The 24,839-nt window shown below is 66.8% G+C and carries 23 protein-coding genes and 1 pseudogene; 9 read left to right on the top strand and 15 right to left on the bottom strand.

All coding sequences use genetic code 11. From position 1 onward, the window contains the following. The first annotated feature begins 347 nt into the window (after positions 1-347). Positions 348-1,370 carry a CDP-glucose 4,6-dehydratase gene (gene rfbG / locus ACZYZ9_RS05080; RefSeq protein WP_463825115.1) on the top strand — a complete coding sequence of 341 codons (1,023 nt, stop codon included), beginning with the start codon at positions 348-350 and terminating at the stop codon, positions 1,368-1,370. Positions 1,371-1,372: 2 nt separating this feature from the next. Here rfbG and lipL read toward each other — a convergent pair whose 3' ends face one another. From lipL to mutA, 5 genes and pseudogenes are all read right to left on the bottom strand, one after another. After that, on the bottom strand, positions 1,373-2,659 hold the full coding sequence (lipL, locus tag ACZYZ9_RS05075; protein ID WP_463825114.1) for an esterase/beta-lactamase LipL: 1,287 nt from the start codon (positions 2,657-2,659) through the stop codon (positions 1,373-1,375). 53 nt (positions 2,660-2,712) lie between these two features. Continuing rightward, positions 2,713-3,710 (bottom strand): annotated as a pseudogene (meaB, locus tag ACZYZ9_RS05070) (methylmalonyl Co-A mutase-associated GTPase MeaB). A 193-nt stretch (positions 3,711-3,903) separates the two neighbouring features. Continuing rightward, positions 3,904-5,055 (bottom strand): hypothetical protein, encoded by a 1,152-nt coding sequence (locus ACZYZ9_RS05065; protein WP_463825113.1) that lies wholly within the window; start codon positions 5,053-5,055, stop codon positions 3,904-3,906. Positions 5,056-5,484: 429 nt separating this feature from the next. Then, the gene (gene scpA / locus ACZYZ9_RS05060) at positions 5,485-7,740 is read right to left on the bottom strand and encodes a methylmalonyl-CoA mutase (RefSeq protein ID WP_463825112.1); all 2,256 of its coding nucleotides are present in this window, start codon (positions 7,738-7,740) and stop codon (positions 5,485-5,487) included. A gap of 1 nt (position 7,741) precedes the next feature. Further along, complete coding sequence (gene mutA, locus ACZYZ9_RS05055) at positions 7,742-9,601, bottom strand: methylmalonyl-CoA mutase small subunit (protein ID WP_463825111.1); 1,860 nt, start codon at positions 9,599-9,601, stop codon at positions 7,742-7,744. A 181-nt stretch (positions 9,602-9,782) separates the two neighbouring features. Here mutA and ACZYZ9_RS05050 point away from each other — a divergent pair, with 181 nt between their 5' ends. Both ACZYZ9_RS05050 and ACZYZ9_RS05045 read left to right on the top strand, forming a co-directional pair. Next, complete coding sequence (locus ACZYZ9_RS05050) at positions 9,783-10,562, top strand: TVP38/TMEM64 family protein (RefSeq protein WP_463825110.1); 780 nt, start codon at positions 9,783-9,785, stop codon at positions 10,560-10,562. Positions 10,563-10,594: 32 nt separating this feature from the next. Next, positions 10,595-11,500, top strand: a complete 906-nt coding sequence (locus ACZYZ9_RS05045; RefSeq protein WP_463825109.1) for a S1 family peptidase — start codon at positions 10,595-10,597, stop codon at positions 11,498-11,500. Positions 11,501-11,503: 3 nt separating this feature from the next. On the opposite strand, the gene ACZYZ9_RS05040 is transcribed toward ACZYZ9_RS05045, so the two are convergent. Further along, on the bottom strand, positions 11,504-12,517 hold the full coding sequence (locus ACZYZ9_RS05040; protein WP_463825108.1) for an NAD(P)-dependent oxidoreductase: 1,014 nt from the start codon (positions 12,515-12,517) through the stop codon (positions 11,504-11,506). 18 nt (positions 12,518-12,535) lie between these two features. Between ACZYZ9_RS05040 and ACZYZ9_RS05035 the strand changes: the two genes are divergently transcribed. Beyond that, positions 12,536-13,585, top strand: coding sequence for a Gfo/Idh/MocA family protein (locus ACZYZ9_RS05035; RefSeq protein ID WP_463825107.1), 1,050 nt, complete (start codon positions 12,536-12,538; stop codon positions 13,583-13,585). A gap of 26 nt (positions 13,586-13,611) precedes the next feature. On the opposite strand, the gene ACZYZ9_RS05030 is transcribed toward ACZYZ9_RS05035, so the two are convergent. Continuing rightward, complete coding sequence (locus ACZYZ9_RS05030) at positions 13,612-14,046, bottom strand: hypothetical protein (protein ID WP_463825106.1); 435 nt, start codon at positions 14,044-14,046, stop codon at positions 13,612-13,614. A gap of 82 nt (positions 14,047-14,128) precedes the next feature. Between ACZYZ9_RS05030 and ACZYZ9_RS05025 the strand changes: the two genes are divergently transcribed. Continuing rightward, positions 14,129-14,326: a hypothetical protein gene (locus tag ACZYZ9_RS05025; RefSeq protein ID WP_463825105.1), complete on the top strand. Its 198-nt coding sequence runs from the start codon at positions 14,129-14,131 to the stop codon at positions 14,324-14,326. Beyond that, positions 14,323-14,709: a type II toxin-antitoxin system death-on-curing family toxin gene (locus ACZYZ9_RS05020; RefSeq protein ID WP_463825104.1), complete on the top strand. Its 387-nt coding sequence runs from the start codon at positions 14,323-14,325 to the stop codon at positions 14,707-14,709. The genes ACZYZ9_RS05025 and ACZYZ9_RS05020 overlap by 4 nt, the downstream gene beginning before the upstream one ends. On the opposite strand, the gene ACZYZ9_RS05015 is transcribed toward ACZYZ9_RS05020, so the two are convergent. Then, on the bottom strand, positions 14,664-16,172 hold the full coding sequence (locus ACZYZ9_RS05015) for a HAMP domain-containing sensor histidine kinase (RefSeq protein WP_463825102.1): 1,509 nt from the start codon (positions 16,170-16,172) through the stop codon (positions 14,664-14,666). The genes ACZYZ9_RS05020 and ACZYZ9_RS05015 overlap by 46 nt on opposite strands. Then, complete coding sequence (locus ACZYZ9_RS05010; RefSeq protein ID WP_463825101.1) at positions 16,169-16,888, bottom strand: response regulator transcription factor; 720 nt, start codon at positions 16,886-16,888, stop codon at positions 16,169-16,171. The genes ACZYZ9_RS05015 and ACZYZ9_RS05010 overlap by 4 nt, the downstream gene beginning before the upstream one ends. Before the next feature lie 130 nt (positions 16,889-17,018). On the opposite strand from ACZYZ9_RS05010, the gene ACZYZ9_RS05005 reads away from it, so the two are divergent. Further along, positions 17,019-17,477: a hypothetical protein gene (locus tag ACZYZ9_RS05005; RefSeq protein ID WP_463825100.1), complete on the top strand. Its 459-nt coding sequence runs from the start codon at positions 17,019-17,021 to the stop codon at positions 17,475-17,477. A gap of 35 nt (positions 17,478-17,512) precedes the next feature. On the opposite strand, the gene ACZYZ9_RS05000 is transcribed toward ACZYZ9_RS05005, so the two are convergent. Genes ACZYZ9_RS05000 through ACZYZ9_RS04990 form a run of 3 tightly spaced genes read right to left on the bottom strand, consistent with a single transcriptional unit; the run spans position 17,513 to position 19,489 of the window. Then, positions 17,513-17,878 (bottom strand): DoxX family protein, encoded by a 366-nt coding sequence (locus ACZYZ9_RS05000; RefSeq protein WP_463825099.1) that lies wholly within the window; start codon positions 17,876-17,878, stop codon positions 17,513-17,515. Positions 17,879-17,887: 9 nt separating this feature from the next. After that, on the bottom strand, positions 17,888-19,033 hold the full coding sequence (locus tag ACZYZ9_RS04995) for an SPFH domain-containing protein (RefSeq protein WP_463825098.1): 1,146 nt from the start codon (positions 19,031-19,033) through the stop codon (positions 17,888-17,890). Between the two features lie 21 nt (positions 19,034-19,054). Further along, a complete protein-coding gene (locus ACZYZ9_RS04990; protein ID WP_463825097.1) occupies positions 19,055-19,489 on the bottom strand; it encodes an NfeD family protein in 435 nt (144 codons plus the stop codon). A gap of 67 nt (positions 19,490-19,556) precedes the next feature. Here ACZYZ9_RS04990 and ACZYZ9_RS04985 point away from each other — a divergent pair, with 67 nt between their 5' ends. Then, positions 19,557-20,444, top strand: coding sequence for a hypothetical protein (locus ACZYZ9_RS04985; RefSeq protein WP_463825096.1), 888 nt, complete (start codon positions 19,557-19,559; stop codon positions 20,442-20,444). 171 nt (positions 20,445-20,615) lie between these two features. Here ACZYZ9_RS04985 and ACZYZ9_RS04980 read toward each other — a convergent pair whose 3' ends face one another. From ACZYZ9_RS04980 to fabG1, 3 genes are read right to left on the bottom strand one after another with little or no spacing between them, the layout of a single operon-like run. Then, positions 20,616-21,614 (bottom strand): ferrochelatase, encoded by a 999-nt coding sequence (locus ACZYZ9_RS04980; RefSeq protein WP_463825095.1) that lies wholly within the window; start codon positions 21,612-21,614, stop codon positions 20,616-20,618. Next, positions 21,614-22,423 (bottom strand): NADH-dependent enoyl-ACP reductase InhA, encoded by an 810-nt coding sequence (gene inhA, locus ACZYZ9_RS04975; RefSeq protein WP_463825094.1) that lies wholly within the window; start codon positions 22,421-22,423, stop codon positions 21,614-21,616. The genes ACZYZ9_RS04980 and inhA overlap by 1 nt, the downstream gene beginning before the upstream one ends. A 13-nt stretch (positions 22,424-22,436) precedes the next feature. Then, positions 22,437-23,204: a 3-oxoacyl-ACP reductase FabG1 gene (gene fabG1 / locus ACZYZ9_RS04970; RefSeq protein WP_463825093.1), complete on the bottom strand. Its 768-nt coding sequence runs from the start codon at positions 23,202-23,204 to the stop codon at positions 22,437-22,439. A 92-nt stretch (positions 23,205-23,296) separates the two neighbouring features. Between fabG1 and ACZYZ9_RS04965 the strand changes: the two genes are divergently transcribed. Beyond that, positions 23,297-24,838 (top strand): hypothetical protein, encoded by a 1,542-nt coding sequence (locus tag ACZYZ9_RS04965; protein WP_463825092.1) that lies wholly within the window; start codon positions 23,297-23,299, stop codon positions 24,836-24,838. Position 24,839: the final 1 nt, after the last annotated feature.

Here is a 24,839-nt window from a genome sequence, read left to right as displayed (position 1 = left end):
CCTCCCCGAAATCCCGATCTCGTCCACAGCTGGAGAGACCAGACCATCCCCAACAGCCAGGGTGAGATCTATGGGACGAGCGTACGAGATTGACCCCTTGCGCATCGGCCTTTCGCCCAAATACCACAGGTTTGCCCGAGGCCGCATTTCAATTCCGATCGGATGTTCGTCCGCAACCGTGCCCGCCTACTATGTAGGTCCGCGACGGTGAACGAGCGTGCTTAGGAGGCAACGTCATTTCAGGATCCGCCACCTCTAGACAAGCAATGCCCGATTCAGGCAGATTCCCACGCGATGCCTCGCCTCAGGCTCCAGCAATGTCCTTGTCTCGGCGCTGACTCGCTGGCATGCACTACCTGATCACGGGTCACACCGGCTTCAAAGGTCCATGGCTGATCCTGTTGCTGCGCAACCGCGGCCATACGGTCTCCGGCCTGGCTCTCGACGCCCCCCCAGGCGGCCTCTTCGAGCAGGCCGCGCTGACCAGGCAGCTGCTCACCGATCACCGAGTCGACATCCGCGATGCGCAGGCAACCACCGCCGCGATCCGATCCACCGCCCCCGATGTCGTCATACACATGGCCGCTCAATCGCAGGTGCGCGAGTCCTATCGGGACCCGCGCTACACCTACGAGACCAACGCGATGGGCACCCTCAACGTGCTTGAGGCAGTGACGAAAACGCCGTCGGTGCGCGCTCATGTCGTCGTCACCACCGACAAGGTCTACCGCAACATCAACCAGGAGGCCGGCTACGTCGAGACCGACCCACTCGGCGGCGATGACCCGTACAGCGCCTCCAAGGCGATGGCCGACCTGCTCACGCAGTCATGGGTCCGCAGCTATCCCGGTTGCCCTACGGCTATCGCTCGCGGCGGCAACGTAATCGGTGGCGGCGACGTCAGCCCCGAACGGCTGATGCCGGACCTGGTGCGCGCCTACGCGGGCGGACGACCACCCCTGCTGCGTTTCCCCCAGGCAGTGCGGCCTTGGCAGCACGTCCTGGACTGCCTCGATGGCTACCTGGTCATCGCGGATGCCCTGCTGTCCGACGGCGCAAAGGGCCAGGACCAATGGAACATCGGCCCCGGCCGGGACAGCTTCGTCGAAGTCGGCCAGGTTGCGACCCTCGCCGCCGAACTGTGGGGCGGCGGCGCCCACTGGGACAACCAGCCCGGGGAACATCCGCACGAAGCGAATCTGCTGGCCCTCGACGCGACCAAGGCGCAGCGCGAACTCGGCTGGCGCAACCGGCTCCGCTTCCACGACGCTGTCGGCTGGACTATCGACTGGGAGCGCCGCGTACACGACGGCGCCGACCCGCTTGTGGTGACCCTGGAGCAGATCGGCGCCTTCGAAAACCTCGGGTAGCCCTACCCCGCGACCGCACCCGGCTCCGAATACGGAGCGCCCAACCCGTGCACCGGCCGATACCCCCGCTTGCGTGCCTTCGCAGCACCTTGACGAATCAGCGCCGCCAGAGCGACGAACGCAGCGTGGTCGGTCAACACCAATGGCGTGAGCAGACGGTTGTGCACCACCGAGATCGCCAGACCCGATTCCGGGTCGGCCCAACCGACTGACCCTCCCAGGCCCACGTGGCCGAAGCCCGGCATCACGTTGCCGATCGGCAGTGCGTGATATCCAAGGTGAAATGCCATGGGCACGAAGATGTTCCGGTCCCGCTGCACGACCCGCTCACCAGTGAGCCCGGCGACCAGCCGCCGGGACAGGAACCGGGTGCCGTCGACCTCTCCCCCGTTGGCGATCGCACCGTACATCCGGGCGAGAGCTCGTGCGGTGACCACGCCGTTGGCAGCCGGGATCTCGGCGTCCAGCATCGACATGTTCCCCGACACCGAGGCGATGACTCCCGGGAAATACATGGAGCGGTACCCGCCGGAGAAGTGATTGGCGATCTTCTGAATCCCCCAGTTGACGATCGGGGCGCCGGCGATGTCCTGGGGCATGATGATTTCGGCGGCCCGGGTGGGTGAGCCGGCCGGCGGACGGCCCAGGTGAAAGCCGTCGGTACCGAGCGGTTCGGCGAGTTCCTCGCGGAACAGCGCCCGCATGTCCTTGCCGGTGACTGCGCGGGCCAGTCCCGACATCAGCCAACCGAAGGTCAACGCGTGGTAGGCCGGTTGACCCAGCAGCCGTCCCGGCGCCGCCGCTGCGAGCCGTTCCTCCATCTCGACATGATTGAAGATGTTCGCCTGGGTGGCTCCGCGCAGGCCCGACAGGCCGGCGGTGTGCTTCATCACCTCGCGAACCGTCATGTCGGCCTTGCCGTTGGCGCCGAACGAGTGCCAGTACTCGGCGACCGGTGCCTCGTAGTCGATCAGGCCGCGGTCAGCGAGTCGGTGGATGACGGTGGCGGCCATGCCTTTGGTGGCCGAGAACACCATCGGCGCGGTGTCAGCCGACCACGGCACCTTGCCGTCCCGGTCCGCCCAGCCCTTCCACACGTCGACGACGGGTTGCCCGTCCAAATAGACCGCCAACGCGCCGCCGCCGAAGCGGTGACCGGGCCACATGGTAGAGAAAGCACGAACGACGCATCCGAAGTGGGAGTCCGCGGCGCCGAACACACCATGCCCTGCGTCAGGGGCATCGTGGGAAGGAACAGCGCGTCGATCGACTCCGATGTCTACCGTCACGAATCTGAATTTACTTCACCCGTCTAACTGCCCACCGGCAAACCCGGACATATTTACCGATCTGTTAAGTCGTCGCGATCTCAAGTATTTGCTGGGCGGCTAGAGCGGGGGTCAGCTCACCGTCGCGCACCTGCCGCTCGACGTCGGGGCGGATCCTGCGCACCTCCGGGTTGGACAAAACCCGGTCCAGCACCGTGTCCCGCACCATCTGCCAGGTCCAGTCCACCTGCTGGTCGCGACGACGCGCCTCGAACTTGCCGGCCTCGGTGAGTACGTCGCGGTGCTTCTCCACGGTCTGCCACAACTCGGCCAGGCCGGTTTCCTCCATCGCACTCATGGTCAGAACCGGTGGCCGCCACAGGGTTTCGCGCGGATAGATCAGCCTGATGGCTCCGGAGAGTTCGCGCGCGGCCATCCGCGCATCCTTGAGGTGGGCACCGTCGGCTTTGTTGACCACCACGATATCGGCCAGCTCCAGCACGCCTTTTTTGATGCCTTGCAACTGATCCCCACTTCGCGCCAGCGTCAGCAACACGAACGTGTCGACCATGTTAGACACTGCGACCTCGGACTGGCCGACGCCCACGGTTTCGATCAGGATCACGTCAAAACCGGCTGCCTCCAACAACACAACCGTTTCCCGGGTCGCCTTTGCCACGCCGCCCAGAGTCCCCGACGTGGGAGACGGCCGGATGTAGGCATCGGGGTGCACTGCCAGGCGCGCCATCCTGGTCTTGTCGCCCAGAATTGAGCCACCGGTCCGCGTTGAGGACGGGTCGACAGCCAACACCGCCACTTTGTGGCCCTGTCCAATCAAATGCATGCCTAGGGCTTCGATGCTGGTGGACTTACCCACCCCCGGCACGCCGGTGATGCCGACCCGATGGGCATTGCCGGAATCGGGCAGCAGTTCCAGCAGCAGTTGTTGCGCCCGCTCTCGATGGTCGGCGCGCGTCGATTCCAGCAGTGTGATGGCCCGCGGCAGGGCTGCGCGGTCGCCTCCTCGGATCGCTTCGGATAGCTCCGTCACGGAGCTGCCAGTTGGCGACATCACTTACTTGCCGGGACGCTAGCGAGATGGGGAACGGTCACGGTTTAGCCTTCCCACGACGGCTGACTGCCTGGACGGGTTCTTGTCGGTTCTCCAGAATCCCATATCGCGAGGCTGGTTCGGGACGGCCATCCCGGGGTGGGCACGTGCGATCCCCAGACTGCCCGCCACAAGCTACGAGCACTGAGCCTGACTACGAGCCAACGTTGTTAAGGTTGCCGAAAGGTATGGCCGCAAAGACGACGACAGCTGCGACGAATACCTGCCAGTCACGTCGGGTCACCCTCTGATCGATTTCAGGTCTCTCAATCGCATAAAGAATATAAACAGTGGTTATGTCCAGAGCAATGACGGTATACCAACGCGTCCAATCAACGGCGGTCACGAAAAGCGAAAGCAGGAGTGCTATGCTGAGCAACACCATCCGACGATCATTGCAAATTTCTTGGGCAAATGAACGGGCAGAAACTCCGCATACATAGCGGACAGCCGACAATGTCAGAAACAATATAGCGATACCAAGGACCAGTGAAGCGAAAAGCTTAGGCAGTCCATAGGACGCCACCACCCTAGCACCGTCAAAAATATCCATGTAAAAAAACGGCATGGTCTTCGTACACACCCAGTCGTGGAAATCCGACTGATGTTGAAACTGACCGAATAAAAAACTCAGGCTTCGATGGGGGGCATCGTATGTCCCTACGGGATCATCAACCAGTCCATGTGGAATTTGAGTACACAAAGACGTCGCGGTATCACGACGACCCAGCATCGCCACAAAAATCAGCGCCAACAGGCCTGGTCCTACGGCTAATAGACTGAGTAGGCGCTTGGCCGCGCTCGTAGTGTCTTTCGCAAGAACGGTTATCGCAAGGACTGCGCCGAGGGCGAACTGCACCGCCATGGCTTCATGGATCAAGGTGAAGACTGCTCCGGTCGCACCGTAGATCACGCAGTAGATGACCCTCGACCGGCGGCTGCCAGCACTTCGAACGGCGATACTGAACATCACGAGAGCAGACATGCCCCATATTTCGGGATGCGCGTTATATACCAGGTAGGAAACCGAGAAGGGCAGGACGGGAACCAGTAGAGCCAGCATCCTCCGCCGCTCTGAGCCTGGGTTGGGCTTCAAGACAAGCCAGACGAAGAACGCCAAGCAGATCAGCCACGTTATCGCTGAAGCCCACAGAATCGCATATGCGACATCAAAGTAGTTGTGCTCAGGAAATATTCGGATCAACTCACCGGCTAAACCACGGCGTACAAATCCGTATTTATAATTGATAGCATAGTACTGCAGCAATACGACTACATTGGAATAGACCGACATCACAACAAACACGTGGAAAGTTGTGCAGGCTAGCACCCACAGCGTCAGAAGTATGAATACACGCTGTCTCCACTTCGCCGTCCTCGTGGCATCCGGACCAGGCTCGCAGCCTTCCAATGTCGGGTTCCCCGACGCGCATCCATCGGCGGCACCGACAATTCCGCGCTGCCTGCTGACGCGGGTGAAGGCAGCACGCATTCAGCCAATCTAATTGACCAACGGCCTTCAAGTGGGCGATTCCATGCGCGAATCGGACAGTGGGCACAGGCTGTCAAAGCAGCTCCGCCGCATATCAAACCCGCTCTAGTCCAGAGCGCAAGCTCGGTCTGCGTCGACCGACTTGTTACGCTCGGCGCGCCTTTGCCTGGAGCCAGTATGAATTTCGCCAAAACTCAAGTGGCAGTGCACCTTCCAGCCACCGCGCGAAGCGGAATCCTCAGGTCATTCGCTTAGTTCGTATCCCAGGCGTTCGCCCAGCTTCTGCAGCAACCCGATTGCCGCGTCCGCGATCACCGTCCCCGGCGGGAAGATCGCCGCAGCCCCGGCCTCGTACAGCTCGTCGAAATCTCCGGGCGGGATCACCCCGCCGACCACCACCATGATGTCGGAGCGCCCCACCTCGGCCAGCGCGTCGCGCAGCGCCGGCACCAGCGTCAGGTGTCCCGCAGCCAGCGAGGACACCCCGACCACGTGCACGTCGTTGTCGGCAGCCTGCCGGGCCACTTCTTCGGGGGTGGAGAACAGCGAACCCACGTCGACGTCGAACCCGATGTCGGCGAACGCGGTGGCGATCACTTTCTGTCCGCGGTCGTGGCCGTCCTGGCCCATTTTGGCGATCAGGATCCTGGGCCGGCGGCCGTCGGCCTCGGCGAACTTTTCGACGAGTTCAGTGGCTTCAGCGATGTTGGGCGCCTTTCCAACTTCGTCGCGGTAGACCCCCGCGATGGTGCGAATCTCAGCCTGGTGGCGCCCGTAGACCTTCTCCAGGGCGTCGGAGATCTCCCCCACGGTGGCCTTGTGCCGGGCCGCGTTGATCGCCAGTGCCATGAGGTTGTTGCCCAACCCGTCCTCACCCGCAGGTCCGGACGCCGACGCCGCCCGGGTCAGCTCGGCCAGTGCCGCCTCGACCGCCTCAGCGTCCCGGTTCGCCCGCAGATCCTTCAACTTCGCTAGCTGCTCCGAACGCACCCGGCTGTTTTCCACCTTGAGGACCTCGATCTCCTGGTCCTCTTCTACCTGGTATTTGTTCACCCCGATCACCGGCTGCTGGCCGGAGTCGATGCGGGCCTGGGTTCGCGCGGCGGCTTCCTCGATGCGCAGCTTGGGGATGCCTTCGCCGATCGCCTGGGCCATGCCGCCGTGCTCGGCAACTTCTTCGATGTGGGCACGGGCCTGCTGCGCGAGCTGATGGGTCAGCCACTCCACGTAGTACGAACCTGCCCACGGGTCGATCGGCCGGGTGGTGCCCGACTCCTGCTGCAGCACCAGCTGGGTATTGCGGGCGATGCGCGCGGAGAAGTCGGTGGGCAGCGCCAGTGCCTCGTCCAGGGCGTTGGTGTGCAGCGACTGGGTGTGGCCCTGGGTGGCGGCCATTGCCTCGATACAGGTGCGAGCCACGTTGTTGAACACGTCCTGCGCCGTCAGCGACCAGCCCGAGGTCTGCGAATGGGTGCGCAGCGACAGCGATTTGGCGCTCTTCGGGTCGAACTTGGCGACCAGTTCGCTCCACAGCAGCCGCCCGGCCCGCAGCTTGGCCACCTCCATGAAGAAGTTCATCCCGATGCCCCAGAAGAAGGACAGCCGCGGGGCGAACTTGTCGATGTCCAGCCCAGCGTCCAGGCCTGCCTTGATGTACTCGACGCCGTCGGCCAGCGTGTAGGCCAGCTCCAAATCGGCGGTGGCCCCGGCCTCTTGGATGTGGTAGCCGGAGATCGAGATGGAGTTGAACTTCGGCATCTTGGCGCTGGTGTAGGCGAAGATGTCGGAGATGATCCGCATGGACGGCTTGGGCGGATAGATGTAGGTATTGCGCACCATGAACTCTTTGAGGATGTCGTTCTGGATGGTGCCGGCCAGCTTCTCCGGCGGCACCCCCTGCTCCTCGGCGGCCACCACATACAACGCCAGGATCGGCAGCACCGCACCGTTCATGGTCATCGACACCGACACCGTCGACAGGTCGATGCCGTCGAACAACTGCCGCATGTCGAGAATGGAATCGATTGCCACACCGGCCATTCCGACGTCACCCTGCACGCGCGGGTGGTCGGAGTCGTACCCGCGGTGGGTGGCCAGGTCGAAGGCGACGGACAAACCTTTTTGGCCGGCTGCCAGGTTGCGCCGGTAGAACGCGTTGGACTCCGCCGCAGTGGAGAAGCCGGCGTACTGGCGGATGGTCCACGGCTGGTTGACGTACATCGTCGGGTACGGCCCGCGCACAAATGGCGGCTCACCGGGGAAGCTGTTGAGCGGGTAGCCGGCCTCCCCGGCCTCCCGGCGGTCCTCAGCGATGTAGACGGGCTTGACGTCGATGCCTTCCGGCGTCTGCCACTGCAGTTGGTCGGGGGTGTACCAGTGCGCTTTGGCGGCCGCTTCGACGTACTCGTCCACCGCCTCCGCGGTGGGTTTCGGTACGTCCTTATCGCCTTCCAGTGGGACGTCGGCGAAGCTGCCAATCGAGGGAACCGTCGTGGTCATGCTAAGCCCCCAATCGAGTCAGCAGATCCGAAAGTGTCTGCACCGCATTTATTTTCAGAGTCAAAAACTCATCCGGTCGGTGCTCGGCCTCGGCCACCGCCTTATCCGGCCCGGCCAGATACACCCGCTCGACGCCGGCGTCGCGCGCGGCGGCCACCACCTCGGATGCCTCGTCGGCGTAGCGCTTGTCGGTGCCGCAGATCACCACCGCCTTCAGCGAACCCACTTCCTGAACGGCTCCCGCGACCCCGGCCGCATCCAGCGGTCCCGGATTGACCGCCTCGATGCCGCCGGAGGCCAGCAGGTTGGCGGCGAAGGTGGTGCGGATGTTGTGTTCGGCCAGCGGCCCCAGCGGCAGCAACAGCACCTGTGGCCGCACCTCGTGCTCGGCGAAGTAAACGTCGGAACGATCCCGCAATGCCTCGAATTCGGCCGCGTAACGCACGACATGACCGGCGCGCCCCAGCGAGTCACCTTGCGGCAGCGGCGCTTCACCGAGGTTCGGGAACTCGTTGACGCCGGTGATCGCGATGCGGCGGTGCGCGACGTCGTCGGCCCGTTTTGCGGCGAGCTCGTCCAACTGACCTTTGAGGAAATCCTGGGCGTCGACGAATCCGCCCTCGGACTCGATAGACCGGAAGTGCTGCCAGGCCCGCTCGGCCAGCTGCTGGGTGAGGTCTTCGACGAACCAGGACCCGCCGGCGGGGTCCAGCACCCGGCCGACGTGCGATTCCTCGAGCAGCAGCAACTGGGTGTTGCGGGCGATGCGGCGCGCGAAGCTGGTGGCGGTGCCCGGCCAGCCGCCCGGGATGGCCACGTCGAATGCGTACACCAGTACGGTGTCCGCCCCACCCACACCCGCGCCGAAGGCCGCCAACGTGCTGCGCAGCATGTTCACCCACGGATCGCGCTGGGTCATCATCGGCAGCGACGTTTCGGCGTGCACCACCGCCGCGCCTCCGTCCGGATCGCCGGCGACCTCGGCCACCCGCGCCCACAATTGACGCACGGCGCGCATCTTGGCCAGCGTCATGAACTGGTCGTCGTCGGCGGCGAGCCGGAAGCTGATCTGCCGCAACGCATCTGGGACCGACAGGCCGGATTCGGTGAGCAAACGCAGATAGGCCACCGCAGCAGCGATGGTGGCCGCGAGCTCCCAGGCCGCGGTCGCGCCCGCGTTGTTGAAGGCGGGGCCGTCAACCGTGACGGCCCGCACCCCGGGTTTGCCAGCAGCCCACCCAGCAACCGTGACGACGTCCTGGATCGGCGGGGCGGTGCGGTCGCTGAGCGTCGCGGTCAGCGGGTCGGCGCCCAGATCCACCGACACGGTGGCGCGCTGGTCCTCGTCGACCGCATCCACCAGTCGCAACATCACGTCGGCGGCGGCAACGAAATCAGCCCCCGCGTCCAGGATCACCGGCGCCATGCTCAGGTACACACCGTCGAGCAGCGCTTCGAGCTGGTCCGGAGCCACCCCCGACTCCCCCAGCCGGATCAGCAGCGCGCTGACCCCTTCGCCGAGCGCGGCCAGCAGCGCCGAGTTGGCCTCCTCGACGGCCAGGCCGGGCAGCGGGAAGGCCTCGGCGACCTTCCACCCGGACTTGACGTCGCGGGTCGGGTCGCCGCCGCGCAGAAACGGCCACTGTCCGGGCAGCGGCGGTTCCGGAAGCTCATCAAAGGCGGTGTAGAGCGGCCGGATCACGAAACCGTCGTAGGTGGGTGTTTCCAGGCGCTGTTCGGGCTCGTCACCCAGCTCGGCCGGGTCGGTGCGGGTGCTCTTGGAGAGCACACCGGCGACGGCACTGCGCCAACGGCCGCGAACCTGTTCCAGGTCCGCCAGCTCGGGTACGTCAATGGACACCGATTGCTCCTGTTTTCCCAGCACTGTTGGGGTTGTCTGAGGGGGTGCAACTCGCAAATTACGCTAGTTGATTTGCACCGCAAAAGAGGAATCGTGGTGCGACTATCTGCACCGCGGTGTGCCGCGAAACGCCAGCCGAGGGCAACTCGGTATTCACCTGCGCCCCGTACCCTTGGAAATCATGCCGGCCCCCCTCATCTGCAAAACCGTCGATACCGTGCGCGGTGTCGCGACGGCGATGGCTGAGGCGGTGCGGCAGACCTCGCGGCTGCGGCTGATTTTCACCGTGGTGGGAATCACAGCCCTGGTGGCCGTGGCGTTGCTGGTTCCGCTGCCCACCGCGCTGGAAATGCGCGACTGGGCGCGATCGGTGGGGCCGTGGTTTCCGCTCGCCTTCCTGCTCGTGCACACCGTCGTGACCGTGGCGCCGTTTCCCCGCACCGCGTTCACCATCGCGGCTGGACTGCTGTTCGGGACGGCGCTCGGGGTGGCCATCGCGGTGAGCGCCAGCACCGCCAGCGCTGTGCTGGCGCTGCTGCTGGTGCGGGCCACCGGGTGGCGGCTGAAGCGGCTGGATCACCGGCGGGCGATCGCGCGACTCGATGAGCGCCTGCGCGAACGAGGCTGGCTGGCCATCCTGTCGTTGCGGTTCATCCCCGCCGTGCCGTTCGCGGCGATCAACTATGCCGCCGGCGCCTCCGCGGTACGGGTGCTGCCCTACACCTGGGCCACCGTCGCCGGGCTGTTGCCCGGCACCGCCGCCGTGGTGATCCTGGGCAACGCATTCGCCGGCGACGGCAACCCACTGTTGGTGCTGGTGTCGGTGTGCACGGGGGCGTTGGGCATGTGCGGGCTGATCTATGAGGTGCGCAAATACCGCCAGCAGCATGCCGCGCACCCCGGGCCGGCGTTCGAAACGCCGCCGCCCGCCGTCGACGCGGAGCCGGTGCGCTCGGTTTGAGCACGCTCGGCTTTACCTGAAAGATCGACGTCATGGTCGGTGCCTTCGCGAACCTGTCACCACAGGCATCGCTGGTGCGCACCATCGCTCTCGCCGCCGGAGCATCACTGTGCCTGGTGGTGGCGGCCTGGCCGGTGCTGGCCTCCTGGCGCCATACCCGCGACCGGCGCTTCCACAGCTGGCGACTGTCGTTCTTCGCGCTCCTCAGCGCCGCCTCGTTCGTGTGCGCGATGTTCCTGCCCGGCCCCAGGACACCGATCCTCCGGGCATCCGAGCCGCCCATCCGCATCCCGTTCCCGCTGCCGGCCGCAGCCACCGTCGGCCCGGGCACCGCGATCGCGGTCAGCTACGCCGACGGCACCGGCGGAATGGCCTGTACCGCAGGATTTTTGGTGCACACCAACACCGGCCAGCGGGCGTTGCTCACCGCCGGTCACTGCAACAAGCCCGGCGAGACAAGCAAAGTCAGCATCAATTCCGCCGCCGAGTCGTACGTGGCCGTGGGCACGTTCACCCAGACGGTCAGCGAAGGTACCCGCGGCGAAGACCATGACATCGGGCTGATCACCCTCGAAGCCGACAAGGTGCCACAGACGGCGGCGATCACCGCCTCGATGCCGGTCAGTGGCGTCGCCGACGAACTGCAGCTCGGCCAGCAGCTGTGCAAATTCGGCATGAAGACCGGCCGGGTGGAATGCGGACAGATCACCGATGTCACCGACAGCAAGGTGGTGTTCCTGGCCGCCAGTCAGTGCGGCGACTCCGGCGGCCCGGTCTACCTCATTCGTCGGGACGGCGCAGCGGCGGTCGGCATCCACATCCGCGGCGGACGGCAGAACGACCCCAATCCCGGATGTTCGACGCCGGCAACGTTTTCGGTGGCCGAATTGGTGCGGCCGTGGCTGGCGCAGTGGGGTCTCAGTGTGGTGACGGGCTGAGACTCAACCCACCGGGCGGTTGCGGTACCGGCCCACCAACTCCGGTGCGGCGAGCTGCGACCGTACCGGCGGCAGGCCGGCCTTGATCAGCCGCAGGTCGTCGATGACCAGTTCGCCGATGTCATGAAAGGCGCTGGCGATCCCGCCCGCACGGTGTGCGGACAGCACCAGCCCTTCGATGCCGCGGGCGCGGTGGTCGGCTGGTAGCGGCTCGTCGGGCCACACGTCGACGGCGGCGAGGAACCGCTGGTCCGCCACGCGGTCCAGCAGCGCGTCGAGGTCGACGACGGCGGCGCGGCTGACCAGCACGACCCGGGCACCTGGCGAAATGGTGTCCAACTCCGCCGCGCCGAGCAGATGTTCGCTCTCGCTGGTGACCGTGGCCAGCACGACGATGACCTGACTGCGCGCCAGCACCTCGTTCAGCTCGGCCGGAATCATCTGATGCTCGCGGATCACACTGTCGGGCAACCACGGATCGAAGCAGCGCAGCACCGGATGGAACGGAACCAGCAGCGCGCGCAGTGCGCGACCGAGAAAGCCGAAACCGATCAGGCCGACGTCCGCACCGGACAGCAGGATCGAGTCCGCGGTGCTCTCGGCACTCCAGCTTTCCGTGCCGGCCCGCAAAGCGCGGTCCTCCCGGCTGATTCCCCGACACAAATCCAGCGCCAGACCCAGCGCGTACTCGGCGACGGGCTGCGCGTACACCGGACCACACCCCAGCACCCGAATCCCGCGCGCAAAACACACCGGGTAGTCCACATTGGGAAAGAAATTCCCCTCGACGTTCACCAGTGCCCGCAACTTCTCGGCGCGGACCAGCCGTTCCCGGGGCAGGTCGGGCTGACCGACGATCGCGAAAACCTCGGGCAGCAACTCGTCGAGCCGGGTAAAGCCATCGTCGACAATGACTTCGAAATCCGCCTCGAGCGCCTCGAACCTGCCCGGCCGGAAAAGCTGATCGATCGCTCGCGGCGCAGCCGAAAGGACTACGACCGGACGGGCATCAAGCACATCCGTAGTATCGCCTCGATGCTGCGTTCGGTGATCATCGGGACCGGGTTCATCGGCGCCGTTCACGCCAGGGCGGTGCGCCGGGCCGGCGGCGTCGTCGTCGGGGTGGTGGGTCGCACCGAAGAGGGCGCGGCCCGTGCCGCCGACGCGTGGGGTGTGGCCGCATCGTCGTCGTCGCCGCACGACCTACTCGGCGATGCCGACCTAGTACACGTCTGCACCCCGAATGCCGTTCACGCCCAACAGGTTTCATCTGCTCTGGCCGCCGGCGCCAACGTGATCTGCGAGAAACCCATCGGCGTTTCCACTGCGCAAGCCGCCGCCATGCTTGCCGAGGCGAAGGCGCGACGGGTGGTGCACGCGGTGCCGTTCGCGTATCGGTTCTACCCGTCGGTGCGGGAAATGCGCGCCAGGTTGCGCGACAGCGGACGCATCTTTCTCATCCACGGTGGGTACCTGCAGGATTGGCTGGGCGATGCGGGGGCGTCCAACTGGCGCGTCGATCCGGCATCGGGGGGACCCTCGCGGGCGTTTGCCGACATCGGAGTCCACTGGTGCGATCTTGCCGAGTTCGTCACCGGCGACCGCATCGTCGCGTTGTCGGCTATGACGTCAACGGTCCACGACCGCCAGGCGTCGCAGCCGACGGAAGATCTTGCAGCACTGCTGTTCCGCACGGCCGACGGCGCGATCGGATCGATGAACGTCAGCCAGGTGTCCTGGGGTCGCAAGAACCGACTCGAGTTGTACGTCGACACCGAACGCGCTGCCTTCGGCTTCGAGCAGGAGCGATCCGACCGGCTTTGGGTCGGCGGAGCCGAGGGTTCGACGCTGCTGGAGCGCGGCGCCGGTTTCTCCGCCGCCGACGCGGTGCGGCTCTCGACGGTTCCGGCCGGCCACCCGCAGGGATATCAGGACTGCTTCGACGCTTTCGTCGCCGACGTGCACTCGGCCATTCGGGGCGGGGCGCCGGACGGGCTGCCGACGTTCGAAGATGGTTATCGCGCAGCGGTTCTCACCGAGGCGGTGCTGACTTCTGCAGCTCGCGGCGAGTGGGTGCAGCTCTAACTGGCTGCAGGCAGCGGGAACCGATGTCAGCTGCCACTGATCCCAGCCATCCCGAACAGCAGCCCGGCGCTGCCGCCGACTCCCGGAGCCCGACGGCAGAGTCCGGTGCCCGCATTGCCGCCGTTGCCTAGCAGCTGAGCGTTGCAGCCGTTGCCTCCGGTGCCTCCCGTGCCGGCAACGCTGAACGCCGTTCCCCCGCTTCCCCCGACGCCACCGTCACCAAAGAGCCCGGACAGACCTCCCGCGCCACCGGTGCCGCCAGTACCCTCGCCAGCCGAACCGCCACCCCCAGCACCGCCGACACCACCATTCCCACCGTGGCCGAACAGATAGCCGGCGTTGCCACCGGCGCCACCCATTCCGCCGATGCCGCCGTTGCCGAGCACCGCTCCATTGGCGCCGCCGCTGGCAAACGCTCCGCCCGCGCCGCCCTGGCCACCCGCGCCACCGCTGCCGTCCATGCCTGGAGCCCCCCATTTGGCCGCTCGTTGCCTTGGTACCAAATCTGGTACCTTTGTAGTACCAAGTAATTGGGGGTCAACCATGCCAGCGTTGAATGTCGAATTCTCCGAAGAGGAACTGGCAACCGTACGTGCGGCGGCAAGCAGCACAGGGACCTCCATGCGGGCGTTCGCGAAACAGGCGATCCTGGCCAAGGCGGTCGATCGCGAAGGCCGGATACGTGCTCTGAGTCAGGAGATAGCTCAGCGCTCCGCTGAACTGAACCGCCGCTTGGCGTGACGGACTTCCCGAGCACCGACGAGGTCTTGATCGCAGCGGAGTACGCCTGCGGCTTTCGGCCGTTGGTGCGTGATCCCGGTCTGTTCGAATCCAGTCTGATGCGCCCTGCGGCAACGGTTTTCGGTACAGATGCATATCCGTCGGTCTGGGATAAAGCGGCAGCGCTGCTGCACTCACTGGTGACCACACAATCGTTGGCCGACGGGAACAAGCGCACTGGTTGGGCGGCCTGCTGGCTCCTCCTCGGCCTGAACGGCTATCGGGTTTCGACTGACCTGGATGTCGATGCCGCCGAGCAATTCGTGGTTGCGATAGCGGGCAACCAATTGACATGGGATCAGATAGCCGCCCGGTTACCTGAATTTTCCGACCTGACAAAGTAATTCGGCAAGCTGAGCCGGAACTGTGCACCCCCGTCGTGGGGCAGGCACACCAGGTCGCCGCCGTGGGCCCGGGCCAGCGCGCGGGCGATCGACAGTCCCAGTCCCGCCCCGCCGTGGTCGCGGGCACGGTCGGCATCCAGCCGGACCAGACGCTCGAAGATACGGTTCCGCTCGTCGTCGGGAACGCCGGGCCCGGTATCGGTGACGGTCGCCGTCGCCGCGCTCGGATCGGCACCGAGTTCGACGGTGATCGAGCCACCCGCCGGCGTGTGCCGCCGCGCGTTGTCCAGCAGGTTGGACAGGATCTGCGCCACCCGGGTCGGGTCCGCCGTCACGTTGAGCTCGGATACCCCGGTGCGCCGCACCGAGACCGCCGGCGCCAACATGGCGGCGCGCTGCACTTCGGACTCGACGATCGCGGCCAGATCGGCTTCCCGGACGTCCAGCGTCAAGCCGGCGTCGATGCGGCTCAGATCCAGCATGTCGGCAACCAGCCGACCGGCCCGTCGGGCATCGGACTGCAACAAGGCGGCCCGCCGGAGCTGCGCGCTGGACTCCGAGCCGGTCTCGTGGGCGGCGAGTTGCTCGGCGGCGGCTTGGATGCCCGCGATCGGGGTGCGCAACTCGTGCGCGGCGTCGGCAAGGAACTGCCGCGTCGCCGTTTCGGCGCGCTGCGCGGCCTCGGCGGCCTGCCGGGCGCGCAACTCAGAATCCTCCAGCGCATCCAGCATCCCATCGAAAGCGTCTGCAGCGCGGCCTAATTCGGTATCGGTGCGCGACGGCCGCAGCCGCCGGCCGCGGTCACCGGTGGTGATGTCCTTGGCCAGCGCAGTCAACCCGTCCAGCGGCCGCAGCGCGGTCCGGCTGACGACGACCAGCAACAGTGCAGCCAACACCAGCGTCGCCAGTCCGGCGCCGATCATCAGCTGGCGCAGCTGACGGGTCACCTGCGTGGTTTGGGTGGTGTCGGCGACCAGGATCAAGCGGGCGCCGTCGGGCAGCGGGTGCACCACCACGGTCGCACTCGCGTCAGCAGGGGTGCCGCTAGGCGGTGGCGGCGGCGGCAACATGCCCGGCGGCAGCGGCGGCCTGCCCGACGGCGGCGGCCCCGGCCGGTGCACCGGCGGCGGCGGAAAGGGCGGCGGCACAGTAGAACCCGCTCTGGTGTCGGGGCTGATGCCCGGATCGCCATAGGTGACACCATCAGCCGTCACGATCAATGCGCGCACGCTGCCACCATTCAACTGCGCGGCCATCAGATCCGGCGCGGTGTGGGCGGCGACCAGAGCATCAGCTCGCGATGTCGCAGCGAGCAGCCGTTCGTTCAGGTTGTGCCGCGCCTGGACGCGCAGGCTGATATCGACCGTCACGCCCAGCACGACCAGCAGCACCGCCAGCAGCGCCACGACGAGCAGCACCACCCGTCGCCGCAGCGACGGGGTGGGCGTGACCGTGCCCGTCACGATTGCGGTGGCTGCAGGCGGTAACCGATGCCGCGAACGGTCTGTAGAATCCGCGGGCCGTGCGCCTCGAGTTTGCGCCGCAGCCCGCTGACGTGCACCTGCACCAGATTCGGGTCGTAGGCGTCGTATCCCCACACCGCACTGAGTATCTGGTTGGCGTTGACGATCCGCCCCCGCTGCTCCACCAGGAAGGTCAGCAGCCGCAGCTCGGTGGCGGTGAGGTCCAGCGGGTGACCGTCGCGCGCCGCAACGCCTGCGTCGACGTCGAGGATCACGTCACCGAACTGGACCACGGTGGGCAGCCGTCCCCGTCGCCGTAACACCGCCCCGACCCGAGAGACGAGCTCGGCCAGTTCGAAAGGTTTGACCACGTAGTCGTCAGCGCCCCCGTCCAGGCCGCGCAACCGGTCCGGCAGGCCGTCACGGGCGGTGATCAAGACGATGCCGATGTCGCCCCACTGCCGCACGACGTCGATGAGTTCGAATCCGTCCCGGCCCGGCAACATCACGTCAAGCACCACCAGATCGGGCCGCAGACCTTCCAGCACCTCTTCCAATCCGTTTCCGTCACAACGGGTGTCGGTGTGATAGCCGACGTCGGACAGCGCCTCGCTGACCATCTCCCGAATCGTTTCGGAGTCCTCGACCACCAACACCCGCGGGGTGCCGACGCTGAATTGGCCGGTCCTGCTACCGGTGCGATCGGCGCGAGTCATGCCCCCCATTGTTCACACGACGCTGCTTGGTCCGGACTGCGCCGGGCCGGCTCCGGCAATCTTCAGCTTTGCTTCAAGTTCGGCTCCTACCGTCGCGTCCAGCAACGCACCAACGACCCGAGGAGTCCCCATGACCTCCGACCACACCACGACACCGAGCGACGAGGCAGTCGTCGCTCCGCCGCCCGCTGCTGCTCCGACGGCGGCGCAGAAACGGCGCTTTCCCCTCGGCGCGCTGTTCGGCGCCGGACTGCTGGGTGGACTGATCGGTTCGATGTTCACCGCGGGAGCCGCCGTGCTGGCGATCACCTTCTTCGGACCTCCACCGCCGCCACCAGGCTTCGGACCGCCACCCGGCGCAGCGCACATGGGTTTCCCTGGTCCCGGCGGACCGGGCGGTCCGATGGCCGGCGGTAAAGGCCCGATGGGCGGTCCGCACGGCATGCTGCCGCCGCCGTTCCCGGGCGGGCCGCCCCCAATGGGACCTGCTGGGCCGGGTGGGCCGGCCGGGCAGCAGCCACCGGGGCCGGGTCAGCCACCGGCATCGCCTTCCGCGGGGCCCAGCGCATCGCCGACTGCTCCGCGCTAGCACGGCTTTCGGTCGCGGGCGCGGACACCGCGAGGCTACGAAGCGTCGGCGGTGTCCGGCCCCTTGACCGTCATCGCCAGGACCAACGCCAGGAACGACGCGGCCGGCAACGTGTTGGCCACCGTGTCCCGCACCCGCAGGTGCGCGCCCACCGCCAACGTGAAATACAGCGTCAGCATCGCCGTGGTCAGCCGGGCCAGCGCCGGAAACCGGTTCACCGACGCCAGGCCGACGGCGGCGGCCACCTTCACCACCGGCAACACCGGGCGCACGTTCTCCGGGCATTGGACGGTGTCCAGCGCCTTCTTGATGGGCGGCGCCTCGACCGCGCACAACACCGCGTCCAGGGCGTGGAACGCAGCCAGTCCGGCGTAGGTCTTCGGTGAAGTCAGAGTGCTCATCCGGCAATCCTATTGACGCAGCTCCGGCGGCCCATCCACCGGGCGTTGGCCGGGCTGCAGCGGCAGGACATCGGTGGCGGCGCGCGTCTGGGAAATCGCCGGATCGCTGCCGGTGGTGAACCAGTCCGCCACCTCTGCGTCGTCGTCGTCCGCGGAGTGCCGCGGCGCGTCGTCGACCGGGGACGGCTCGAACCGGAACACCCCATCCTCGCCCTGTTTGCCGAGCAACCTGGTGAAGCCCTGCAGCGCAGCGTTGAAGTCGCTGGGCACCACCCACACCTTGTTGGCGTCGCCGCGCGCCATCTCCGGCAACGTCTGCAGATACTGGTAGGCCAGCATCTCCGGGGTCGGTCGGCCGGCTTTGATCGCGGCGAACGTCTTCTCGATGGCCTTGGCCTGCCCCTGCGCCCGCAGATAGGCGGCGGCGCGTTCACCCTGGGCGCGCAGCACCCGGGACTGCCGATCGGCCTCAGCGGTGAGGATCGCGGCCTGCTTGGCACCCTCGGCGGCCAGGATCTGCGCCGCCTTCTGCCCCTCGGCCTGCATTACCGCCGCCTGCCGGGTGCCCTCGGCCGTCAGGATCATCGCGCGCTTTTCCCGGTCGGCCTTCATCTGCTTTTCCATCGACGCCTGGATCGACGGCGGCGGATCGATGCTGCGCAGCTCCACCCGCGCCACCCGCAGCCCCCAGCGGCCGGTCGCCTCGTCCAGCACGCCGCGCAGCTGGGCGTTGATCTGGTCGCGGGAGGTCAGGGTCTGCTCGAGGGTCATGCCGCCGACCACGTTGCGCAGCGTGGTGGTGGTCAGCTGCTCGACACCGACGATGTAGTTGCTGATCTCGTAGACCGCCGCCTGCGGGACGGTGACCTGGAAGTAGACGACGGTGTCGATGTTCAGCGTCAGGTTGTCCTCGGTGATGACCGGTTGCGGCGGAAAGGACACCACCCGTTCACGCAGGTCGATGCGGGCCCGGATGCGGTCGATGAACGGCACCAGCAACGTCAGCTGGCCGCTGACCGTGCGGCTGTACCGGCCCAGTCGCTCGATGACCGCAGCCTCGGCCTGCGGTATTAGGGCCACCGATTTGGCCACGATGATGATGGCGAATACCACCAGGACGGCCAGCAGGACCAGGCCGGTCACCGCACCTTCCACCGGAACTCCTTCAGTCGGTCGCTATGCGTTGTTGAACACCACGGCGGTGGCCCCGTCGATGTGCACGACGGTGACGGACTGGCCGGGTTCGTAGACGTCGCCGTCGTTGAGCGGGCGCGCCGTCCATACCTGACCGTCCAGCTTGACCTGCCCGGCGTCGTGGGCGACCCGATCCAGCACCACCGCGTGCTTGCCTTCCAGCGCCTCCGCGCCGGTCCGCAGCGCGGTCTGCGGGGTCATCCGCCGGCGAAGTTGCGGCCGCACCAGGGTGAGCAACAGCACCGACACGACCAGGAACACCACTCCGTCCGCCCAGACCGGCAGGTCCGTCAGCCAGCTGACCCCCGCGGCGGCCAACGCGCCGCCGCCGAGCATCAGCAGGAACATGTCGCCGGTGAGGGCCTCCGCACCGACCAGCACCAGAGCTCCGATGAGCCAGATCAGTGCGACGGGCATGGGCACAGAATACGCGTGATCTCCGACAATCCACGCCCGTGGCGGCGAGCCACTACACTGCGAGACCATGTGGTGCCCCAGTGTCTCACTGTCGATGTGGGCCAACGCCTGGCTCGCAGGCAAGGCCGCGCCCGACGACGTCCTTGATGCGTTATCCCTCTGGGCGCCAAGGCAATCCGTTGCGGCCTACGACGCCGTCGCGGCGGGCCACACCGGACTGCCGTGGCCCGATGTGAGCGACGCCGGGACGGTGTCGCTGCTGCAGACGCTGCGGGCGGCAGTCGGTCGTCAGACGCCCGACCGTCCGCGCGGCACCATCAACGTGGTGATCCCGGTGCCCGGCGATGTGCGCGGGTTGTGCGCCGGCACCCAGTTCGAACGCGACGCGTTGGCTGCCGGCGAGGCGGTGATCGTCACCAACCCCGACGATGCGCGCAGCGCGATCGGACTGGTGCCCGAGTACGCCTACAGCGACGACGACGAAGCCGACGAACCCGAACTGTGCGCGCTGACGTGGATGGTGTACTCGTTGCCCGGCGTCCCGGTGTTCGACCACCACGAACTGGGCGACGCCGAATACACACTGCGTTCGGCAGTGCGGTCGGCTGCCGATGCGTTGAGCGTGATGGGATTGGAATCGGCCAGCGGCGTTGACAATCCGCGCGGGCTCGTCGAGCAGATACTGGAATCCGCACGGCAACACCGGATTCCCGACCACGCGCCCACCCGCGCGCTGCGGGTGCTGGAGAACGCCGCGCATGTCGATGCGATCATCGCGGTCAGCGCCGGGCTGAGCCGGTTGCCCGACCGTACCGCCGCACCGGAATTGACTGGTACGCAATCTTCTTCGGAAACGCAGCTCGCTTCCAATGCCCTGCGGCCGCTCAGCGCGGTGGTCCGCTCGGCGCGCATGGCCGCGGTCACCGCGATCCTGCAGTCCGCGTGGGCCGACTGAATTCTGCGCCGACGGGTAGCGGTGTCAGACCCGGTCGCGGCATGCTTACTATCGGCGCAGCCTGACCACGCGCGCCCCATCCGTCACCATCCGGGGGATGGTCGCGCGATTGCTCAGGGCAACGGAGTCACCGCCGCCAAAACGGCTTGGGGCGCGGCAGCCGAACCTGCCCTACGCGATTTCGCGGGCACAGTGCGGCGGCAGGCATGCCTGGCCGTTGGCACTGGCGAGACAACCGGGCACCGGACGGGAGCCGGACACCCGTGCCGGCGCGCGGCCGTCGCGCAGTTCGTCGATCAGATCGATGGCCAGCCGGGCGAACCGGGCGTCGGCGTTGAAGGTGGCGGCGCGGGCGAATGCAACGCCGAGATCTGCAGCCTGCAGCCGTAACTCGTGGTCCAGATCCCAGACCACTTCGATGTGGTCGGCGACAAAGCCGATGGGACAGACGATTACGGCCTTGTCCGCCAACGATGCCAGATGGTCGCCGACGTCGGGCTCCAGCCACGGCACCTGCGGCGGCCCGGACCGCGACTGCCACACCACGTCGAAGTCGCGGTACCCCGCCGCCGACGCCACCAACCGTGCGGCGTAAGCCACTTGGCGGCTGTACAGATTCGGACCGCAGCGTTGATCGGCGGCGATCGGAATGGAGTGCGCGGTGAAGATCAACCGTGCATCGTCGGGCACGGTGCCGGCCGCGGCAGCGACCGCCTCAGCGAACATCTCCACGAACAGCGGATGGTCGAAGTATGTTCGCAATTTGACGAGTTCGGGCGCATCCGGGCCGGCCGCCGCCCGGGCCCGGGCGATGTCCTCGACGTACTGCGTACAACTGGAGTAGCCACTCCACGCCGAGGTGGTGAATACCGCCGCCCGGCGAATCCCATTGTCGCGCATCGTCGCAACGGTGTCTTCCACGTAGGGCTGCCAGTTGCGGTTGCCGAAGTAGACCGGCAGACCCTGCTGGTCCTGCAACTCGGCGATCAGCGCCCGGTTGATTCCGTTGATCGGTGAGACCCCGCCGAAATGCAGGTAGTGCTCGGCGACGTCGTCGAGCCGCTCCGGGGGCACGTTGCGTCCCCGGGTGACGTTCTCCAGGAACGGCCGCACCTGCTCCGGCCCTTCCGGACCACCAAAGGACAGCAGCAGGAGCGCGTCGAAATCCATTACAACAGCTGCGTGTGGGCGCCGCCGTCGGCGTAGATGATGTCACCCGTCGTGGCCGGCAGCCAGTCGGAGAGCAGAGCGCACACCGTCTTGGCGACCGGCGTCGGGTCCTTCATGTTCCAACCGATCGGGGCGCGCTGGTCCCAGCCGTCCTCGAGCAGCTTCATCTGTGCGCCGGCTTCCTCGCCGAGCGCGCCACCCACGATCGCGCTCATCGCCAACGTCCGAATCGGCCCGGCCGCAACAAGATTCGAGCGGACGCCGACCTTGCCGGCCTCGCGCGCGACGAACCGGTTGACCGATTCCAGAGCGCTCTTGGCAACCGTCATCCAGTTGTAGGCCGGCATCGCCCGGGTGGGGTCGAAGTCCATCCCGACGATGCAGCCACCGCGATTCATGATCGGCAGCAACGCCTTTGCCAATGACGCGTACGAATACGCCGAAATGTGAATGCCTTTGGACACGTCCTCGTAGGGAGCGTCGAAGAACGGGTTGATGCCCATCCCAGTCTGCGGCATGAACCCGATGGAGTGCACCACGCCGTCGAGGTTGTTGTCCTCGCCGATCTCGGCTTTGACCCGCTCGGCCAGGCTGGCCAGATGCTCCTCGTTCTGCACGTCGAGTTCGATCAGCGGCGCCTTCTCCGGCAGCCGGTCGGCGATGCGCTGGATCAGCCGCAGCCGGTCGAACCCGGTCAGCACGAGCTGAGCGCCCTGCTCCTGAGCGACCCGGGCGATGTGGAACGCGATCGATGAGTCGGTGATGATCCCGGAGACCAGGATCCGTTTGCCGTCGAGCAAGCCTGCCATGTCCGTCCTTTACCTAGTGGCCCATGCCCATGCCGCCGTCGACCGGGATGACCGCGCCGGCGATGTAACTCGCGTCCTCGGACGCCAGGAAGCTGACCACTCCGGCCACCTCCTCGGCGGTACCGACCCGCTTGGCGGGGATGAAATCCAGCGCCCCGGCCTGAATCCGTTCGTCCAGCGCGCGGGTCATCTCGGTGTCGATGTACCCGGGAGCCACCACGTTCGCCGTCACCCCGGCCTTGGACAGTTCCCGGGAGATCGAGCGGGCCATGCCGATCAGGCCGGCCTTGGAGGCCGCGTAGTTGGCCTGGTTGCCGATCCCCCAGCTGCCGGAGACCGAGCCCACGTAGATGATCCGGCCGAAGCGCTTCTTCTGCATACTGCGCGAGGCCCGCTGGGTCACCCGGAACGCGCCGGTGAGATTGGCGTCGATGACCTTCTGGAACCGCTCCTCGGTCATCCGGATCAGGAAGGCGTCCGCGGAGATGCCGGCGTTGGACACCAGCACCTCGACCGCCCCCTGATGCTGCTCGACCTCGGTGAAGGCACGATCCACGGCGGCGTTGTCGGTGACGTCGCACTCGACGCCGAACAACCCCTCGGGCGCGCCGGAGCCGCGGTGGGTGACGGCCACTTTGTGCCCGTCGGCGGCCAGCCGCTGGGCGATGGCCAGTCCGATACCCCGGTTTCCGCCGGTGACCAGGACTGATCGCGACACGAACGGCGGTTTGCCGCCGTCGGCCGGAGGTTCGAAGGCAATTTCAGTGGCTGCACCAGTCACCCCGTCAACCTATCGCCTCACCGCGGCCGGCCCGAAACCCGGTGCCCCCGACAAACCCTGGCGGCCACGCGGCTGCATAGGATCAGGGCCGCATGGCCGACCCGTCGACCCGTTCCCGGACCCCGCCCGCCCGAGCGATCTTCGCCGCTTGCGGCGGCGCTTTGTTCATCCTGCTGCTGCTGCGCAATACCGACCTGTTCACCCAGGCCATCTACGAGGCCGGCGATCCCGCGTCGAATTCGATGCTGACCATCCAGGCCAAGCACTTCGACCTGTTGACCGGGCACTATTCCCGGGTCGGCTTCCATCACCCCGGCCCGGCCTACTTCTACCTGCAGGCCTTCGGCGAGTGGCTGCTGCACGACGTGACTCACCTGGTTCCGGCGCCTTACAACGGGCAGGTGATGACGATCATGGCGCTCAATGCGACGCTGCTCGGGCTGGCGCTGACCATCCTCTACACCTGGGTGCGTTCGGTGCCCGCGGTGCTCACCGCGTTCGGCGTCCTGCTGATCTTCCTGGCCAAGCACACCCAGCTGGTCTGCTCGACCTGGATCCCGCACGCCTGCTTCGCGCCTTTCCTGCTGTATCTGTTCGCGGTCGCCTCGGTCGCGGCCGGCCGGCTGCGCCACCTGTGGATCATGGTGCTCGCCGGCGGGTTGCTGGTGCACGGGCACGCCGAGTTCCTGGCACTGGTCCCGCTGCTGGCCCTGGCGGCGCTGCTCCCGCAGCGGCGCAACCTGCTCGCACACCGCCGCGACCTGCTTATCGCCGCGGTCGTGCTGGCGGTGTTCCTGCTGCCCATCGTGCTCAACGAGATGCTGCACTGGCCCGGGGAGATCGCGAAGTACATCTCCTACGGCCACCGGACGCCGAACCCGCTGCTCGACACGGCGCGGTTCCTGGTGCAGTTCTGGGGGCCGAACCCGGCGGCCGGCGCGGTGATCCTGGTCGTCTTGTTCGTCGGGAACGTCCTGCTGGTCCGTGCGCTCGCCACGCTGCCCGACGGCACCCCGCACGACTTCTGCCGTCAGCTGCTGCGGGTGACCGCCGTGGCCACCGCACTGTTCGGCCTGTACTGCTGGTACGGGGTGGACCAACTCTTCGCGTCCTACATCGGCATCTTCTCCTACGCGCTGCCGCTGGCGCTGCTGATGCTGGGCGCGGTGGCGCTGGTGCTGCTGGCCACGGCCCGCGACCAGGGCTGGGTACGCCGACTGCCGGTCGCCGCGGCGGCCCTGGGTCTGACGGTCGGGGTGACGCTCGCGCTCAGCACGCCCGCATTGCGGCGGGACCGCGACGAACTGGCCGGGGTGCCGGCAGCGCTCAGTTATATCGCCGCCCACGCGCACGGCCGCCCGGTGGTGCTGGAGACCCGAACCGACGAATCGTGGGCCGACGCACTGGCGATGGCGCTTGCCGTCACCCGCGACGGCAACCGCGCCTGTCTGGGTCAGGACCGCTGGCGGCTGCGGACCACCGAGGAGTTCATGTGCACCCGTCAGGAATTGGCCGACGGCGCGCGCTTCACGCTGAGCCGGGTGTTGCCGCCGCCACCGGGCTCGCCGATCGTGCAGAACATCAACCCGATCCCGGCGTCGTACCCGCCGTCGGCGGTCATCGCGTTGAACTGAA

Source organism: Mycobacterium sp. IDUB_28 (assembly GCF_055419285.1).
This window is presented reverse-complemented; position numbering and strand designations above follow the sequence as displayed.

Excerpts from the sequence above, each read along its gene's own strand:
- rfbG (WP_463825115.1), top strand. The coding sequence starts at position 348 with ATGCACTACCTGATCACGGGTCACACCGGCTTCAAAGGTCCATGGCTG.
- scpA (WP_463825112.1), bottom strand. The coding sequence starts at position 7,740 with ATGACCACGACGGTTCCCTCGATTGGCAGCTTCGCCGACGTCCCACTG.
- ACZYZ9_RS05050 (WP_463825110.1), top strand. The coding sequence starts at position 9,783 with ATGCCGGCCCCCCTCATCTGCAAAACCGTCGATACCGTGCGCGGTGTC.
- ACZYZ9_RS05045 (WP_463825109.1), top strand. The coding sequence starts at position 10,595 with ATGGTCGGTGCCTTCGCGAACCTGTCACCACAGGCATCGCTGGTGCGC.
- ACZYZ9_RS05035 (WP_463825107.1), top strand. The coding sequence starts at position 12,536 with ATGCTGCGTTCGGTGATCATCGGGACCGGGTTCATCGGCGCCGTTCAC.
- ACZYZ9_RS05030 (WP_463825106.1), bottom strand. The coding sequence starts at position 14,046 with ATGGACGGCAGCGGTGGCGCGGGTGGCCAGGGCGGCGCGGGCGGAGCG.
- ACZYZ9_RS05025 (WP_463825105.1), top strand. The coding sequence starts at position 14,129 with ATGCCAGCGTTGAATGTCGAATTCTCCGAAGAGGAACTGGCAACCGTA.
- ACZYZ9_RS05010 (WP_463825101.1), bottom strand. The coding sequence starts at position 16,888 with ATGACTCGCGCCGATCGCACCGGTAGCAGGACCGGCCAATTCAGCGTC.
- ACZYZ9_RS05005 (WP_463825100.1), top strand. The coding sequence starts at position 17,019 with ATGACCTCCGACCACACCACGACACCGAGCGACGAGGCAGTCGTCGCT.
- ACZYZ9_RS05000 (WP_463825099.1), bottom strand. The coding sequence starts at position 17,878 with ATGAGCACTCTGACTTCACCGAAGACCTACGCCGGACTGGCTGCGTTC.
- ACZYZ9_RS04990 (WP_463825097.1), bottom strand. The coding sequence starts at position 19,489 with ATGCCCGTCGCACTGATCTGGCTCATCGGAGCTCTGGTGCTGGTCGGT.
- ACZYZ9_RS04985 (WP_463825096.1), top strand. The coding sequence starts at position 19,557 with ATGTGGTGCCCCAGTGTCTCACTGTCGATGTGGGCCAACGCCTGGCTC.
- ACZYZ9_RS04980 (WP_463825095.1), bottom strand. The coding sequence starts at position 21,614 with ATGGATTTCGACGCGCTCCTGCTGCTGTCCTTTGGTGGTCCGGAAGGG.
- inhA (WP_463825094.1), bottom strand. The coding sequence starts at position 22,423 with ATGGCAGGCTTGCTCGACGGCAAACGGATCCTGGTCTCCGGGATCATC.
- ACZYZ9_RS04965 (WP_463825092.1), top strand. The coding sequence starts at position 23,297 with ATGGCCGACCCGTCGACCCGTTCCCGGACCCCGCCCGCCCGAGCGATC.